At 53.8% G+C, this 18,265-nt stretch carries 10 protein-coding genes; 8 read left to right on the plus strand and 2 right to left on the minus strand.

The features are described from left to right. Nucleotides 1-13: 13 nt before the first annotated feature. The 4 genes from HYT79_10340 to HYT79_10355 are packed head-to-tail and all read left to right on the plus strand — an operon-like array spanning nt 14 to nt 6,678. Nucleotides 14-1,006 (plus strand): metallophosphoesterase, encoded by a 993-nt coding sequence (locus HYT79_10340; protein MBI2070982.1) that lies wholly within the window; start codon nt 14-16, stop codon nt 1,004-1,006. A 1-nt stretch (nt 1,007) separates the two neighbouring features. Then, the gene (nadB, locus tag HYT79_10345) at nt 1,008-2,654 is read left to right on the plus strand and encodes an L-aspartate oxidase (protein MBI2070983.1); all 1,647 of its coding nucleotides are present in this window, start codon (nt 1,008-1,010) and stop codon (nt 2,652-2,654) included. Nucleotides 2,655-2,658: 4 nt separating this feature from the next. Continuing rightward, complete coding sequence (gene uvrA / locus HYT79_10350; GenBank protein ID MBI2070984.1) at nt 2,659-5,508, plus strand: excinuclease ABC subunit UvrA; 2,850 nt, start codon at nt 2,659-2,661, stop codon at nt 5,506-5,508. Nucleotides 5,509-5,523: 15 nt separating this feature from the next. Continuing rightward, nucleotides 5,524-6,678, plus strand: coding sequence for a GDP-mannose 4,6-dehydratase (locus tag HYT79_10355; GenBank protein ID MBI2070985.1), 1,155 nt, complete (start codon nt 5,524-5,526; stop codon nt 6,676-6,678). Here HYT79_10355 and HYT79_10360 read toward each other — a convergent pair. Next, the gene (locus HYT79_10360; protein MBI2070986.1) at nt 6,656-7,324 is read right to left on the minus strand and encodes a hypothetical protein; all 669 of its coding nucleotides are present in this window, start codon (nt 7,322-7,324) and stop codon (nt 6,656-6,658) included. The two genes, HYT79_10355 and HYT79_10360, sit on opposite strands and share 23 nt — an antisense overlap. A 1-nt stretch (nt 7,325) precedes the next feature. Further along, the gene (locus HYT79_10365) at nt 7,326-9,350 is read right to left on the minus strand and encodes a hypothetical protein (GenBank protein MBI2070987.1); all 2,025 of its coding nucleotides are present in this window, start codon (nt 9,348-9,350) and stop codon (nt 7,326-7,328) included. 210 nt (nt 9,351-9,560) lie between these two features. On the opposite strand from HYT79_10365, the gene HYT79_10370 reads away from it, so the two are divergent. From HYT79_10370 to HYT79_10385, 4 genes are all read left to right on the plus strand, one after another. Further along, nucleotides 9,561-10,697, plus strand: a complete 1,137-nt coding sequence (locus tag HYT79_10370) for an ATP-binding protein (GenBank protein MBI2070988.1) — start codon at nt 9,561-9,563, stop codon at nt 10,695-10,697. A 376-nt stretch (nt 10,698-11,073) separates the two neighbouring features. Beyond that, a complete protein-coding gene (locus tag HYT79_10375) occupies nt 11,074-14,886 on the plus strand; it encodes a hypothetical protein (protein MBI2070989.1) in 3,813 nt (1,270 codons plus the stop codon). Between the two features lie 29 nt (nt 14,887-14,915). Further along, entirely contained in the window at nt 14,916-17,333 is a 2,418-nt protein-coding gene (locus tag HYT79_10380) for a hypothetical protein (GenBank protein MBI2070990.1), read from the plus strand. A 106-nt stretch (nt 17,334-17,439) separates the two neighbouring features. Further along, nucleotides 17,440-18,006, plus strand: a complete 567-nt coding sequence (locus HYT79_10385) for a hypothetical protein (GenBank protein MBI2070991.1) — start codon at nt 17,440-17,442, stop codon at nt 18,004-18,006. The last annotated feature ends 259 nt before the right edge of the window (nt 18,007-18,265 follow it).

The raw sequence follows: 18,265 nt of genomic DNA on the forward strand, positions 1-18,265 counted from the left end.
TAGAATAAATTTCTTGAGACCGTTCTCAATCCTTTTATTGTTTTTGGTTGCGCCTGTTCATGGGCGGGCCTATGATTTTGAAATTCCGGAGGGTAAAATCGTCGTTTTCGGGGACAGCCGCGTTATCACGCCCACCGAGCGTTTAAGAGGCAGGGAAGATCCCGGCTTTCGCGTGCCGGCCAACATTTATCGCGGCGCCGCCGAAGAACGCCCGGTCGCCGTTTTTCACGCCGGGGATATCGTGTCCATGGGTTTCGCCAGAAGCCGATGGTTGGGTGGTTGGGACGTTTTTGCCGAGCATGTGCGCCCGATTGTGGATGGGAACATTCCGTTTTTCCCGGCCATCGGCAATCACGATTATTATGGAATCCAGCGGCATGCTCTTAGGAATTTTTATGAGATGTTTCCTTATCTCAGCAGGACGTTCTACAGCGTCAAATCCGGCCGGGTCCTCTATTTATTGCTCGATTCCAACCGCACGTTTATCGCCGCCGGCGGGCTCGACCAAACCGAATTGGCTTGGCTTGAGGAAACCGTGCGCCTGGGCGACAACGACCCGGATGTAAAATTCATCGTGCCGATTTTTCATCACCCGGCGTATTCGTATCTTGGCCACCCGTCGGGAACAGGGCCCGATTCCCGTTGGGTGTTGGAACGCTTCGTCCCGGTATTTGAACGTTCGTCCAAAGTTCGTCTGGTCTTTTCCGGGCATATCCATATTTACGAACGCCGTCATGTCGAACCCGTGGTTTATGTGATCACCGGGGGCGGGGGTTCCCCGCGCCATTATGCCAGCGATGATCATTTGCGCCGCCGTCTATCTGGGCCAGGACAGCCTAACCCGGGCGATGTCGTGCGTACCGATTTCCATTACATGCGCGTGACGCCCGCCGGTGATGCGCTTCGCGTTGAAATGATTCAATTGGACGAAAGCGGCTCACGGAACGTCGGCGACAGCTTCGTCGTCGTCTCGGAATCATCATCCGCGGTTCTTCCCGTTCGCTGAGATGCCCAACAAAAATTCAGCCGCTGAACCGATCGTTACGGATATTTTGGTCGCCGGATCGGGCATCGCCGGGCTTTCTTTTGCGCTGAAAGCCGCCGATTATGCCCATGTGTTGGTGGTCACTAAGAAAGAATTGGTTGAGGCCAATACGAATTACGCCCAAGGCGGCCTGGCCGCGGCTTTGGATGCCGCGGATTCCGCCGAACGCCATGTCCAAGACACGATCAAATGCGGGGACGGCCTCTGCGAAGAACCCGTGGCGCGCCAAATCGTGGCCGAGGCGCCGCGTTTCGTGCGGGAACTGGAAGCTTGGGGCGCGCGCTTCACTCATGGCGCGGCCGGCGCGTTGGATTTGGGCTTGGAAGGCGGGCATTCCGCCCGGCGCATCGTTCATGCCAAGGATTTCACGGGCCGTGAAATCGAGCGCGCCTTGGTGTCTGCGGTGCGCAAAAATCCGCGCATTAAAATCATGGAAAACACCTTGATTTTGGACCTTTTGCTCAAAGCGAATCCGGCCCAAACGCCGCCGGCCCAAAACCGCGCGCTTGGGGCCGTTGTGCTGAATCAGGGCGTTCTCTTGCCGGTCCGGGCCAAACGGGTTGTGCTGGCCACCGGCGGCGCCGGAAAAATTTATCTCTACACCACCAATCCCGATATCGCCACCGGCGATGGCATGGCCATCGCCTGGCGCGCCGGCGTTTCTCTTAAAAATTTGGAATTCGTCCAGTTTCACCCCACCTGTCTTTATCATCCGAAGTTAAGGAATTTCCTGATTTCAGAAGCGGTGCGCGGTGAGGGGGCGATTTTGAAGAACCGGCGCGGCAAAGCCTTCATGAAAAGTTACGACGCCCGGGGAGAGCTGGCGCCCAGGGACGTGGTGGCCCGGTCCATCGACGCCGAGCTTAAAAAAACCGGAAACGAATTTGTTTATTTAGATATCAGCCATAAGAGCGAGTCATTTTTGAAAAATCGATTCCCGAACATTTTTGAGCGGCTTTTATCGGTGGGCATCGACATGGCCAAGGACCCCGTTCCAGTCGTTCCTGCGGCGCATTATTTTTGCGGGGGCGTTAAAGCGGACGTGGCGGGGGGCACCGAGCTCCCCGGCCTTTACGCCATCGGCGAGGTGGCTTGCACGGGTTTGCACGGCGCCAATCGTTTGGCGTCCAATTCCTTGCTGGAAGCCTGCGCCATGGCGCATTACGCGGCCGAGGCGCTTCGCAAAGAAACGCCTCAAACCAACGGTAAAGCCGCCGTCGGCGTTTTATCGGTGACGCGCTGGGGCGAGAAAACCCTAGCCGACTCCGACGTTAACACGCTGATCGCTCACAATTGGGATGAAACCCGCAGGCTGATGGCCAATTACGTGGGCATCGTTCGAAGCCGGGACCGATTGACGAGGGCCGCGCGCCGGCTGGCTTTGATTCAAGTCGAGGTCGAGGAACTGGTGCGCACCTACGCTCCGAATCAGGATTTGGCCGAGCTGTGGAATATTTTGGCCCTGGCCCAGGCGGTAGTGGCGAGCGGCCTTTTGCGCAAGGAGTCCCGCGGCCTTCACTATATGCTCGATTACCCCGATAAAAATCCAAAATTCGCCAAACCAATGGAAGTGTCCTGGGCGCATCAGGGGAAAATCATTGCCCGCTAATCGAATGGAAACACACCGCCGGAGTCCGGGATCGACGACGGACGATCAAATCGTCGTTCACGGAGCGCGCGTGCACAATTTAAAGAACGTGCATTGCGAGCTGCCCAGGAATTCGTTCGTGGTCGTCACCGGAGTGTCGGGTTCCGGCAAATCATCCTTGGCCTTCGACACGATTTACGCCGAGGGCCAGCGCCGGTATGTCGAAAGCCTGTCCGCTTATGCGCGGCAGTTTTTGGAATTGATGGATAAGCCGGATGTCGACTACATCACCGGCCTTTCTCCCGCGATTTCCATCGAGCAGCGCACGCCCTCGCACAACCCGCGCTCGAGCGTCGCCACACAGACGGAAATTTACGATTACCTGAGGCTGTTGTTCGCCCGCGTCGGCACGCCGCATTGCGCGGTTTGCGGCGACGAAGTCCGCGCCATGTCGGCCAGCGAAATCATCGCCGCCTTGCTGAAGGATTTTGACGGTCAAGAGCTGACGTTGTACGCGCCTTTGGTGCGCGGCCGCACCGGCACCTATGAGGCGCTGTTTAAAAAACTGCGGGCCGCCGGTTGGGTGCGGGTTCGCGTCAACGGAAAAACGGCGGCTTTAGACGGCAAATTGCCCAAGCTCTCGCGATATGTCAAGCACACGATTGAAATTGAAATCGACCGTTTGCGGGTGGCCGCCGGTTCCAAAGAGAGGCTGGCGGAAAGCGTCGAAGCCGCGTTAAGGGAATCCCGGGGGTTGATTCAAATCGAGGGCAAGGGCGTCAGCCGCCTTCATTCCCAGCATTTGTCCTGCCCGCGCTGTCATACCTCGATTCCGGAAATGGAGCCCAGGCTGTTTTCCTTCAACAGCCCTTACGGGGCTTGCCCGAGTTGCGAGGGATTGGGCGCGAATCTTGAAATCGCGCCGGAGCTGGTGGTGCCCGATCAAAACAAAACGCTCGATGAAGGCGCGATTCATGCCTGGGCCGAGCCCATCACCACGCGCACGCACCGATGGAAAGGTTCCTGGCGCTCTTATTACGGCGAAATTTTGGACGGTCTTTGCCGCAATCAGGGCATCCCCAAGCATTTGCCCTGGAAGAAGCTGCCCAAAGCCGGCCGCGAGCTGTTGCTTTACGGCGGCGGTTCTTACCGCGTTCATTGGATGAGCCGCAATAAAGATTTTGAAGGCGTAATCGGGGGATTGAAGCGGCGCTATCAAGAGACGGATTCCGTTTTTGTCAAAGAAGAAATCATGCGCCGCTATATGCAGCGGCTCTCTTGCAAATCCTGCCAGGGCAAGCGGCTGAAAAAAGAAGCTCTTTGCGTCACGGTGGGCGCTTTGAACATCGCGACGGCAACCGCTTTATCCATCGAGCGCGCGTTCCACTTTTTCAGGGACCTCAAGCTTTCCGAAAGCAAACAGCAAATCGCCCGGCAAGTGTTGAAGGAAATCACGACCAGGCTGGGTTTTTTGACCAATGTGGGTTTGGGTTATTTGACCTTGGACCGGGAGTCTCAAACATTGTCCGGCGGCGAAGCCCAGCGCATTCATTTGGCCACTCAAATCGGCAGCGGGTTGGTGGGCGTCCTCTATGTGCTTGACGAGCCCACCATCGGGCTTCACCCCAAGGACAATACGTTGTTGTTGGCCGTATTGAAGCAGTTGCGCGATCAAGGCAATACCTTGTTGACCGTCGAGCATGATGAAGAAACGATCCGCACCGCGGACTGGATCGTGGACTTGGGCCCCGGCGGCGGCGAACATGGCGGCAACATCGTTTACGGCGGGCCGCTCGAGGGGCTGCTCAAGTCCAAGGATTCGTTGACCGCGCAATACCTCAACGGCGTCAAAAAAGTCGCGGATTTAAAATCGAAGGTTCGCGGCCCCGATCGCAACGCCCGGCTTCTCATCAAGGGCGCGCGGCAATTCAATTTGAAAAATATCGACGTGACCATTCCCTTGGGCCGTTTTGTCTGCGTCACCGGGGTGTCGGGCTCCGGCAAATCCACCTTGGTTCATGAGGTGTTGTACAAGGCTGCGGCCAAACGTTTTTACGGCGCCAAAGAGCCGCCCGGCGCGCATGACGCCATCGAAGGCTGGGCTTCGATCGACAAAGCGCTGCTCGTGGATCAGGACCCCATCGGCCGCACGCCCAGATCGAACCCGGCCACGTACACCGAAGTATGGTCGCCGATTCGGGAATTGTTCGCTCTGTTGCCCGAGTCGCGCCGCCGGGGGTATAAACCCGGACGGTTTTCTTTTAACGTGCCCGGGGGTCGCTGCGAAAACTGTTCAGGGGACGGCATGCTCAAAATCGAAATGCAGTTTTTAGCCGATGTTTACGTGACCTGCGACTCCTGCAGGGGCCGCCGGTTCAACGAAGAAACGCTCGAGGTGCGTTTTGAAGGACGCTCGATCGCGGATATTTTGGAGAGCCCCGTATCCGCGGCTCTTGAGATTTTTAAAGATTTTCCCAAAATTCAGCGCATGCTTAAAGTGTTGCAAGAGGTGGGGTTGGGTTATATCAAGCTGGGGCAATCCGCCACCACGCTCTCCGGCGGCGAAGCCCAGCGCGTCAAGCTCGCGGCCGAGCTCGCCAAATTCGCCACCGGGCGCACGCTGTATATTTTGGATGAGCCGACCACCGGGCTGCATTTCGATGACGTGGCCAAGCTGTTGGGCGTTTTGCATCGCCTGGTCGATCAAGGCAACACGGTGTTGGTCATCGAGCACAATGCGGATATTATCCGTTGCGCTGATTGGATTATCGATCTCGGCCCCGACGGCGGGGACGCGGGCGGCGAACTGGTGGCCCAGGGTTCCCCGGAAACCATCAAGGCCGCGTCGCGTTCTCATACCGGACGTTATATTTAACATAATGAATTTCGCATGAAAATTTTGATTACCGGCGGCGCTGGATTCATCGGGTCTCATCTGGCCGACAATTGTTTGGAATCCGGCCACAAAGTCGTCCTTCTCGACAATTTGGACCCTCAGGTTCATGGAGAAGGCGGCGCTAAAGCCGCCCGGATCCAGGGCGCTGATTTTATTCATGGAGATGTCACCGATCCCAAGGCCATGCTGAAGGCTTTAGACGGGGTTGACGCCGTGGCGCATTTGGCTGCGACCGTGGGCGTGGGCCAAAGCATGTACGAAGTCGTTTACTATACGCATGCCAATGTGACGGGCACGGCGTGCTTGTATCAGACCATCATTAAAAACCGCTTACCCGTCAAAAAAATCGTGGTCGCCTCCAGCATGAGCGCCTACGGCGAAGGGTTGTATCGCTGCGAGCGCTGCGCCAAAAACGTGCGCGGGCAAATGCGCCCGGAACAACGCCTCAAAAGCGGGCTTTGGGAACTCGAATGCCCGCAATGCCATGGCGCGCTCAAGCCCGTGGGAACTCCGGAAACCGAGATGTTTCATTGCGAGAGCATCTACGCCTTAAGCAAGCGCGATACCGAGGAAATCGCGATTATGCTCGGACGTTCACACAATTTGCCGACCGTCGCTTTGCGGTTTTTTAATGTGTTTGGAACCGGGCAATCATTGTCCAATCCGTACACCGGAGTCGCGGCCATCTTTTTTTCGAGGATTCTCAATGAGCGGTCTCCGGTCATTTATGAAGACGGGCTGCAATCTAGGGATTTCATCCATGTCCGTGATGTGGCGCGGGCCGTGCGTTTGTCGCTGGAGAGTCCGGTCAAAGACCGCGTTTTTAACGTGGGGCGGGGCCAGGCCGTGACCATCGCCCAGGTCGCGGATTTGGCTTTGAAAGCAGCGGGCCGCAAAGGGCGCATCGCCGCGGATATCAACGGCGCTTATCGCACCGGCGATGTCCGGCATTGTTTTGCCGACGCTCAAGCCATCAGGCGGGAACTCAGATGGGAGCCTCGCGTCAGCCTTGAAGAGGGTTTTGAGGAGCTCTATGCCTGGGCTAAGCAGTCTCAGGCTCACGATCATTTTGACCGGGCCGCTGAAGAGTTAAAGCGTTATGGTTTGGTCAAGCCCGCCGGCAAAACTAGCCCAAAAGCCAGCGTTTAATCACGTTGCGCCACCCTGGCGTTTTCTTTTCTTCCGGATTCGGATTTTTTTCTTTTTCCTTCTCCCCTTGGGGGAGCGCCCTCCGCTGAGCTTCGGGTGCGGCGGGCGGCCGCAGGCCGCTCGGTCCCGCCGGAGGGTTGGGGTGGGGGGCCGATTCCCCGGCTGCCGCCGGCCAGCGGCCCATGGCTTCCTGATAAATTTCCTGGCATAGGATGCGCATTTTTTCCAGGTATTTGGCGTGAAACTCGGCCTCGCGCTTCAACGCCTCGTCTTGAAAGTCCTCTAATTCCCTTCCTTTGCCTTCAAGAAGCTCGTGCAATTCTTTATTTCTGATGATTTCCTGATCCAGGCGGCGCTTGGCGCCGGCAACTTCTTCTTCGGTTTGCTTTAAGCGTTCCTGGAGACGGGCGATTTCTTCATGATGGCGCGCGGCCAGGATGCGCTCCGTTGTTTCCCGCTCTTCGGCCAGCATTGTTTTTGACTGGACCAGCAAGCGGTCCGCTTCCGCCATTTCCGTCCGGTATTCCTCAATCATCGCCTGAAGGGTCACGGCCGCGGCCCGGTCCTCTTTCCAAAGGTTCTGGCAAATGGCGTCCAACTTGGCCCAGATTTCACCCAAAGGGGGGATGCCGGCGATTTTATCCACGTTAAATTTTTGAGCCTTCGCTTTTAACCTGCCAGGCCTTGTAGGTCTGGATTTCCTTCAAGAGCTCTTCTTTGAGCTCTTCAAGTTTGACGGCTTTTTGGCTGTATAGCGTTTCCAAATGCTGGCGGTGCCGGTGCCACTCCGCGTCGCGGCGGCGCAATTCTTCTTCCCGGCGCTGCCATTCTTTTTCTTTGCCTTGTTTTTCCGATTCCAAATCCTCCAGGCGTTTCATCATCACGCGCTCCAAATCGTCGAGCTCCAAGCGGCGTTTTTCAAGGGATTGATACAGGCGCTCCCGTTCCGCGTCCAGGCCGCGCTCGCGCTCCCTAAATTCGGTTTCCCAGCGCCGGGCCTGAGCGTCCACTTGCGCGTGGCGTTCCTTCAATTGGATTTCGAAAGCGGCCTGTTTCTTGATGATTTCTTCTTCCAATTGGCCGCGGACTTTGGATTGCTCGATTTGCCATTGATGAAGTTGTTCCTCCATCTGCCGGCGCTCCTGTTCTTTTTTGGCCGATTCCTCGCGGATGAGCGCCGATTCTTCCTGGTACTTTTTTTCGACCCCCTGGCGCTCGGCGGCCAATTCCTGGCGCAATTGCGTTTCCAGAGCCCGGTATTCCTTATCCAGGGCCGCTTTTTTGGCGTTCATTTGCGACTCCAGCTCCAAGACTTTTTTCTGATAGATTTCGCCCTGGAACCGGATTTGAGCGTGGAAATCATCTTCCATTTCGCGGATCTGTTTTTCCAACTGCGCTTGCGCCGTTTGTTTTTCCCGCTTTAAGTCCTCGATGGTTTTGCCCCATTGCGCTTCTTTTTTCAGGGTTTCCTGCAGCGTCCGCTCTTCGAATTCGTGCATTTGCCTGGTGAGCGTCTGGGCCGATTCGATGGACGCGGAAAGCTCGGCATCTAACAGCGCCTTCTGATGGTCGAAGTTCAAGCGCAGCTCATTTTCCTTCTGGCGAAAATTCGATTCCAGCTGCCCGGCCCGCTCCTCGAATTCCTGGCGCATTTTGGCGTAAGATTCATCGAGGTCCCTGACGCGGCCCGTGTATTTGGTTTCCAGCTCGTTTTCCTTGCGGCTGATGTCCGACGCGCGCTTGCGGTAGTTTTCTTCCTGAATTTGAATCTTGGCCAGAACTTCCTGATGGTAGCTGGCCTTAAGCGCGGACAAGGATTCGTTCGCCGCCTGAACCTTCATGGCCAACATGTCCCGCTCGTTTTCGAGCGACTTGATTTCCGCCTTCAGATTCTCCGCAGCTTCTTTGTATTTTTGCTCGAAAATTTCCTCCCGCTCCTGGGCGCCTTTGACAAAGGCGTCCCGCTGCGCTTCGATTTCACGGTAGAGCTTGGTTTTGAGCTCTTCAAACTCTTTTTCCAGGAACGCGTGCTTTTGTGAGAATCCGGCTTCGAGTCTTTCCATGCGCTGGCGGTAATCCATCTCCAGGCGCGTTCGCTCGATTTCAACCTCGCTTTCCTTCTGATGGTGGGAGGTTTCCAGCTCTTTCACCCGCTGCCGGAGCTTGTGTTCCTCGCCGGCGCGCATGGATTCGAAATTCTGCCGGGCGCTGGCCAGACGTTGGGCGTACTGGGTTTCGAGTTCCAGCAGGCGCTCATGCCAGCGGGTTTGAATTTCCTGCTGGGATTTTTCCAAATCGAGCAGGCGCTGCTGATGCTCGTCAATCAAGCGTTTTTGCAGGGTGTCGAGTTCCAATTGCTTTTGAATCAGGATGCTGATATCCATTTTTCCGGCGGACAACAGCTTGTAGGTTTCCGCCAGCCGGTCGAAAAACGCCTGTTGCTCGCCTAATTGCTGACCGCGCTCTTCGAGGGCTTTTTTTAGATTCTCCAGGTCGCGCTCTTTGGCGGTTTGCACGACGGAAACGGCTTCCATCTTGGCCAAGAGCTCTCGATTGACCTCTTCAAGCTTTTCGATTTTTTCTTTGGTCCAATTCAAAGCGACTTTGGCCGCGTCGATATTGGCGATATCGACAAAAGGATCGGGCTGGGGAACAAGCGGCTGCTGATCCATACATTAAAAGCATGGCTCCGGGCCGCGAATTTGTCAATAAGCAATCGAAGCCCGGCCTTGTGCTTAAAAGTTTTCAAGATGATTATCGGGAAATTCGTATGGATCTGCGCGTCAGGATGATCTTCGAGTTAAGCCGGCAGAAAAAGCCTTGCTACTTTTTTATATAGCTGTTAAAATTACTCATGAGTAAATTTGATACCTATTAAATTTATGGACAAAAAACGCTACCTTGAATCCTACATTGAAACCGACGTCAGCGAAAAAATGGTTTTTCTTAGCGGGCCGCGCCAGGTTGGAAAGACATCTTTAGCCCTTAATTTGTTGGGAGGCGATGAATCTCACCCAGCCTATTTCAATTGGGATTTTCCGGACGATCAGAAAAAATTGTTGGCTCAAGAATTCCCGCCCAACGAAAAATTGCTTGTTTTTGATGAAATCCACAAATATAAACGTTGGAGGAATTGGCTTAAAGGGCTCTATGACAAAACACGCAGCCGGCGCCGGTATCTGGTGACCGGCAGCGCAAGGCTTGATTACTATGCCAGAGGAGGGGATGCTTTAACCGGGCGCTATCATTTTTATCAGCTCCACCCTTTCAGCTTGGCCGAGATAGACGCTGATTGCCGCCGCAGTTCTCTGGAGACATTGCTTCGTTTCGGGGGATTCCCCGAGCCGTTTTTGGCTCAATCGCAAATCCGATGGCGGCGTTGGCAAATGGAGCGCATGCGCCAGGTTTTGCGGGATGACTTGCGGGATCTTGAAAAAGTCGAAGAAGTGGTTCTTGTCGCCAGGTTGGCTGAGCATATCCCCAATACCGTCGGGTCTCCTCTGTCGATCAATAACCTTCGGGAAGATTTGCAGGTAGCCCATCGGACCGTGCAAAATTGGCTTAATATTTTGGAGCGGCTTTTTGTCATATTCCGCGTTGCGCCCTTTGGCGCTGCGACCATACGAGCCGTTAAAAAAGAGCAAAAGACCTACCTTTGGGACTGGTCCAGCGTGCCTGAGCCGGGCCCGAGGTTTGAAAATTTTGTCGCCGGCCAATTATTGAAATATTGTCACTTTGTGGAGCAAACGCAAGGGCATAGGATGGAATTGCGCTATATTCGGGATACAGATAGACGCGAAGTTGATTTTGTAGTCGTCAAAGACAGAAAACCGCTCTTTGCCGTCGAAGCTCAATTAAGTGATGCTCCGGTGTCCGCCTCCATCGCTTACTTTGCGCAGCGGTTATCCATCCCTGAGTTTTATGTTGTTCATTTAGGCGTTAAAGATTACGAGCATGGATCATTGCCCTTGCGGGTTCTGCCTTTTCAAAAGTTCGCATCCGAACTTAAGTTGCCTTAAAATATTCGGCGTCACCAAAACCAGCACTTCTAAATCAAAATCAGCGCCCCTTGCTTCGTGAGGGTTGGGGGACCCCTCTTGACTTTTTCGAGAACTGGGTTTATATGATTATTAGGGAGGAAAAACGCAAAAAAAGCCTTTATTTTCTTTATTTTTGCATTAAAACATGTAGTGAACAGCTTAATTTATGTTTTATGACTAATTTTGAATTTTTGTCATTGCGAGCCTTGGGCGAAGCAATCTCATCAAAGAATTTTTTGGTTTTTTTGATTCAAAAGTTACCGCTTGCGCGTTTAGTTTTCACGCCTCAAGCTATGACATGGCGTTCGATTTTTACCGTCGTTTTTTGCTTGGAAATCAGGAGGTTCATTAACCCATGAACAATAAAAAAACGCGAGTCGTGACCGCGGGCGTGTTGGTTCATGCCCTCGGCGCCTTCAGGCGCTTGATGAAAAGCATCGTTGATGCCTTGCATCTTAAATCTGAAATCTCAAATTTTAAATTCAAATTTTTCGCATGGGTAAGGGCGAGCTCTGCCCATTTGGCCCAAAATTCTCTCTATATGCGCGCGCGCGTCTGGGCCTGGGCGCTGGCGTTTTCTATGGCCGCCCTTGCGGCTGCGCCCGCCGGTGCGCAATTGGGTTCCACCGGCACCTCATCGGGCTTGACCCTCGACGACCGCGCGGGCGGCTATTGGGACTGGTTGATTTATCCCAACGCCGGCATTTTGCGCATTTCAACCAATAACGCCGTCAGCGATTTATTGACCATTCTCAATAACGGCAACGTGGGCATCGGCACGAATAATCCGACTCTGGCCAAACTGCATATCGCGGGGGACATGAGGGCCACCGGCAATGTCATGGGGGCTTATTTGGTGCTTGATAATGTCGGGGCGCCCGGCTCGGGCGGATTGATAGGTCGAAGCGGCACCGGAGAAACGCTTTACTGGCATGACGGCACGGCCGCCCGCACGGTTTTACATACGGGCAATCTCGGCTCCATCGCCATCCTCAATCAAAACGACCTTCAGGCAGGTTCCACGTTCTACGTCTCCTCCGCCTCCGTGGGCGGGCAGACCCTTTTGGCCAGAACATCGGGGAATGTGGGCATCGGAGTCTCCGGGACGCCTGCGGAAAAACTTGAAGTTAACGGTTATGTTAGGGTTCCTGCGGCAAGCGGCGGTCTTAAGATGGATGCTCTAAGCGTTCTTTACCAATCCGGCGGAACCTTGCTTATCAATAATTCCGCTTCTCAAGCCATTCAGATTACGCAAGCCGGATCGCCAAAATTAGCGATCGACACCAACGGCAACGTCGGCATCGGCACTGCGGCCCCTGATACCAATGTCCATGTCTACGAAAGCAATACGGACACCCTCCCCGCTCTTAAGGTCGAGCAGGCCTCCACAGGGGACTCCGCTGTCTTAATCAGCGGAGACTCCCGCTCCTGGGCCATAGGCATTGACGCCAGCGCTGGCGACGGCATTCTTAAAATCAGTTCAGGGACCACGCTCGACAACGCGGTCCTGGGAACCCGAGACGTATTGACCATTCTGGGCAGCGGCAACGCGGGCATCGGCACTGCGAGCCCGGCGTTTAAGTTTCATGTTTATGATTCCAACCCTACTTTATTGGTGGAAGCCACGGCTTCAAGTTCGACGATCAGAATGTATAAGTCAGGCAACAGCATGGGTATTATTAACTACGATCATTTTAATTTAGCGAATCTTTATATTGATAATTATTACCCCGGCGACGCAACATATGGGGGCATAAGGTTTAGGCGCAATACGGGCACATTCGGTTCGCCGGTTTTGACTGAAATAATGACGCTGGAGGGAACCGGCAACGTGGGCATCGGCACGGCCTCACCGGCTCAAATGCTTCATGTCCAGGGGGACATTAATGTGGCCACCGGCCAGGGCTTTAGGATCAACAACACCGCCACCTCCGGACAATACCTAAGAGGCAACGGCACCCGGTTTGTTTCCTCGGCGATCCAAGCCAGCGACCTGGGTACTGCCGCGATCTTAAACCAGAGCGCTATTCAATCCGGCGCTGTTTTCCACGTTTCCTCCGGCTCGGTGGACGGGCAAGCGCTGTTGGCCGCGGTTTCCGGCCGCGTGGGTATCGGTACGAATTCCCCTTCTGGTTGGGGCAAGTTAAGTGTCATTGAGTCCACTACCGACTCCACGCTGTTTTTGCAGAATTCCAATATGAGCAATGATCCGAGAATCGCCATGGACCCGACTTCAGGTTCTCCATGGGTGCTGGGGATCAACAACGATGACGGCGATAAATTCATGATCGGCAATGCCGGGGATTTGACCTTAAACAGCAGTATCCGGATGACCATTGACACCAACGGCAACGTCGGCATCGGGACAGTCACCCCTATTGTCACACTTCACGTGGAAGGCGGCAATTTGGTCGTGGCTTCGGGCGTTACCCAAACCACGATCACCTCGGCGGGCAATATCCAGATGCCGGGGAGCATTATTATGGACGGAAACAATGGCGATGTTTTGGACTTGGATGAGCTTGAATTTCAAAACGCCGGCGCCGATCCTAACGCTTACCGCTTGCGCCGCAACGCCACCGATTTGAAGTGGCATGACGGCACGGCCGCCCGAACCCTCATTCACACCGGCAATATCGGCACCTATGAAACCGACCCCCAGGTGGGCGCGATCACGACCAGCTATGTTCCCCGCTGGGACGGCTCCGCCCTGGTGACGGGCACGATTTATGACAACGCAACCAGCATCGGCATCGGAACAGGGGTTCCTCAAGAGAAGTTGCATATTCACGATGCGGGAGTGAATTCCAAAACAAAATTTACGAATTCGACAACCGGCGCCGGAGCTACGGACGGTTCTGCGGTCGGCGCAGTAAACTTGGATACCTATCTCATGAACTATGAAGCAGGCAAGCTTCAACTCGGCACCAGCAACGCTTGGAGAATGACGATCCTCAGCGGCGGCAACGTCGGCATCGGCACGGAGAATCCCGTCGGCAGGCTCGACGTTTATGATGCGAATGGCTACTACCAGCAAGGCTTTCGAGTGCTGGCCTCTTCTGATACCAAGGCATTTGTGGGTGTTCAGGCCGGAACGTCTACAGCGACGGGCACCTATTTGACTTTCATGGGCTATCGGGCGGGCACGTCGAACACGACGGGATTAAGCAATACGTTTATCGGCGGGCTTTCGGGCTACAACCACAAAAATGGCCAGGGCAATACCTACCTCGGCGTTGAGGCGGGTTATGGCGACGTGTCGGGCAATCACAACACGTTTGTCGGTTTTGAGTCCGGTTATATTAATACCGCTTCCCGGAATACTTTCGTCGGCGCTTATTCCGGCGATTCAAACACAGCGGGCCAGGAGAATGTTTTTCTCGGTTATCAAGCCGGACAAACGAACTCCAGCGCATCTCAAGGCACATTTGTCGGATATATGGCAGGCAGCACAAATAATGGAGCCGACAATACGTTCGTCGGGCACCTGTCGGGAGCAACAAACGGTTCAGGCACACAAAACGTCTTCCTTGGCCGCCGGGCCGGGTATAGCAATTCCACGGGCGGCTCCAATGTTTTTGTTGGTTACAGCGCCGGCGACGCCAACACGGCCACCGGCAATGTCATGGTCGGCTGGGCGGCGGGAGATCAAAACAATTCCGGCAACGAAAATGTTTTTGTGGGTTACTCCGCCGCCGGCGCCAATACCACCGGAAACGGCAACACCATCGTAGGCTATTTAGCCGGCAATTCCCAGCAAACAGCCGACGGCAATACTTTCGTCGGCCGGGGCGCAGGGTTAAACACCACCACCGGGCAAAATACGTTTTTGGGTTATCAAAGCGGCGTTTTAAATACAGGAGGAGGCTCGAACACGTTTATCGGCTACGAGGCGGGCAGGAACAACACAACGGGCAATTACAACACCACCCTTGGGCGCGACGCAGGGTACAGTCTGACTATGGGCACGGGCAATGTGCTTATCGGTTATCAGGCCGGTTACAATCTGACAACCTCTTCGAACACGCTTTATATCGCCAATAAAAATTACGGCAGCCCGTTGATTTACGGGGATTTCCATACAGGCAAGGTCGGCATCGGCACCGCGAGCCCCGCTGCCCGTCTTCAAGTCGATCACGTATCGGCACAGAGGATGCGACTCAAATAGACTTTGTAACGGCCGGTGCTGCCGGCAAGATGACGATTCTTTCCGGCGGCAACGTCGGCATCGGCACGCAGAATCCGGCGGAAAAGTTGGACGTGGAGGGCGCCATTCAAATGGGCACAACCTCGGATTCCTGCTCTTCAACGACCCGGGGCACGATGAGATATGTGGCCGGAGGCACAGGCGTTGCGGATGTTTATCAGCAATGCGTCAAGAACAGCACCGATACCTACAGTTGGCAAGGCACGGGGGGCGAAACCGGAGAAAAAGGGGTTTACGAGTTTTATTATAGGGACAACAATCTTGACAATATTCCCGATACCGCCTTTGACGACTTTTTGAATTCTTTTCAGCTTGGGACGACGTCTTATGTTTTGATGAAAGTCGTAGTTTCCGCTGATACCACGCTGGGATCTTGGTGCTCCGAGCGCGGTGATTGGTATCGTGATCAGTACATCGCTAACACGCCGGGAGCAGGAAGTACGCCTACCAGCGGTACCTGGAGAAAATGGTATCGCAATAATGCCTTTGGTGATTGGATCGAGAGTTCTGTCGGATATACCAATTACTTCGGCTCTAGTTGCGATGGAAGCTCCACTTATGGCTGGTGCAGCGAGTGGGGAATAGGTGGCAATAACTTGGCTATCTTCCCCAATCAAACAGGCGGCAACGAACTATATTCCAACGGATGGAATGCCGGCGACGGCTATGTGTTGATACGTTTCGGCTCCGATCCCTATCTGGTTTGCGGACTTGATCCCCATACTCGTGTTTATGAAAACGGCGCAAACGTCGGCATCGGAACAACGAGCCCTGCTGATGTGTTGGAGGTTTACACGGGCGCCAGCGCAAGCAATTTTAGATTCTCCACCGACGCCTTGACCTTGGCTGACGCGAATTCCGCAAGCAAACTTCCCTATATTGAATGGCGCGAATCAATCGGCGGCATCAGGGCCATGTATATGGGCTGGGGTACGACCACCAGTCCCAAACGTATCGATATGGTTCTTGAAAATGCTTATGAGTTGGATATTACCGGCGGCAACGTGGGCATCGGCACGACGGATCCTCAGGAGAAGTTTCATGTCGCCGGCGGAGCGGCGTACTTTGACAGCCCTGCGGGCGCCATTCGCGTATTGGGAACGGCGGGCACTCCCGGGGCCAACGATCTTGGCATTTGGGAGAGATTGAATCCGGATACCTATGCCATAGCTGATTGGAATACAGGCACCAATGGCATATTTATCAATACGCCGAGCGGCAACGTGGGTATCGGCACGACGAACACAGCCTCCCCCCTGTTTATCAGGAAGCTTCCTCGCGTTCAAAGCCCTTCCCGCGCTTTGATTACACTGTATGATAACAGCGCGCTGGCCGCGGGTATCGGCGGAGGCATTGAGATGGGATATGACGGAGGAGCGAATGTTTATTCCGGAGCCTCTATCTCGGCTTACAAGGAGAACGCGACCAGCGGCGACTACTCTACGGCTTTGATATTTACCACGCGTGTGAATGGCGGCTCTGTTACGGAACAAATGAGGATTGAAAGCGGTGGTTTTGTGGGCATCGGAACCACAAACGCTTCTTATCCGCTTCACGTTTACACCGCAACAACCGAGGCCGGGGCTTCTTGGCTGGATAATAATGATAATTCAGGGACAGGAGTCGGAGTTTATGCCTATGCCGACGGAGCAGGAGGGACGACCCATTATGGAATCTATGCCGTTGGATCAGGCGCTACAACAAACTATGGACTTTACAATGCAATCGGAACTAAAAGCTGGGCCAATCCTCATCCCAAAGATCCGACGAAATCCATTGTCTATGCGACCCTGGAAGGAGGCGAGAACGCGACGTACTGGCGCGGACGCGCCGAGGTTCTCAATGGCAAAGGGACGGTTAAGCTGCCCGAGCACTTTATCCTGGCCTCTTCTCCCGACTACGACGTTACCGTTCAGGTGACGCCCCGTTCGGCTGATTCCAGGGGGCTTGCGGTGACAAAAAGTTCTATTGAGGGTTTTGAAGTGGCGGAGTTGATGGGCGGCAGGGGAACGTATGAATTTGATTTTATTGTCTTGGGCAAGAGAAGAGCTTATGAAGAGTGGAATCCCATTCAAGAGGTTCTCGATTATGTTCCCTATCATGGCAATCAGCCCCATGAGGAAGGGGTCTACGACGAGACAACTCAGGAGTGGTACGACAAGCATTCCAACGGGCTCAAGAGAATATTCATTTCCAACGGACTCTTGAACTCGGATGGCACCGTCAACGAGGGCACTTTTGCCAGGCATGGGTGGAAAATAGCACGCGAAGAAGACAAAAAATCTCATGAGAAAAGACAAAAAGAGGAAGAAAAAAATATGGTGGGACCGGCGGCGCCGGAGGCCCCGCTTCAATCGGCAGGCCTTTCCAAAGGATTGCTTAGAGATGATTTAATGGCTAAAAAATAAAAAAGGGAGAGTGATATTTATGCAAATTGTAAATTCCAGAGACGTTTTTATCGCGAGTTGGTTTTTTGCCGCTATTTTTGCGTCAGAGATAGTTTGGAGCGGCCCGATGGTTCATGAACATCCTTTTTTGTTGAGTCCGGACGAATCGGTTATTGCGGTGACGACTGATCCCGAGGTTCTAAGATTGCTTGGTGTTGATGGGAAAAAAAGTATAAATGTCCCTATTCCTTCGCCGCTATTGGAATTCGTTTTTTCTCCGGACGGAAAAAAGCTGGCTGTAGTCATGGAAAATGAATCATTGGCTATTGTTGATTCGGCAACCGGAAAAATGAATTTAATCGACGATAAGGGGCCGTGTTCGGGTCTTGCTTGGAGTTCGGATTCCTTGAGGCTTTATTATGCGATCGTCGATACGCGAATGGTTGACGATGTCCCGATTAAATTTTTTGAAATCAAGAAATTTGAAACCGGATTGTTGACAAAAAAATCTATTGATGCGGGAAAGATAAAAATATCCAAAGACAGGGGATCTCCGGTTCATCCGCCGGATTCATCGGCGCAACCCCTTCCTCGAGAAGCGCCGGCAGATAAAGGAATTCCGGAAATCAAGCCAGTTCCGGAATTTAAACTCAAACTATCCGGAAGACTGCCTGAAACTATGCTCCAATTATAGGGAGTAACTCCTCCGCTTGCGTTTAGGGTTGCAGTATAAGAAATCCCGGTTCCGATGCTTCCTCCGGGCAACGTTTGGGTAGTGATGGAAGGAGGAGCAATAGAACTATCCGGGCCCCAAGTAAATTGCCCTCCGGAAAAATTAAGAGTTACCGGGTCACAGCCGTGCTCACGACTGAATTTTACAAACGGAGAATAATAAACATTTCCGGAAGAATCGGTTAATTTAATTCTTAAATCATAATTCCTAAATCTTAAAT

Source organism: Elusimicrobiota bacterium (genome assembly GCA_016180815.1).
Lineage (GTDB): Bacteria > Elusimicrobiota > Elusimicrobia > JACQPE01 > JACQPE01 > JACPAN01.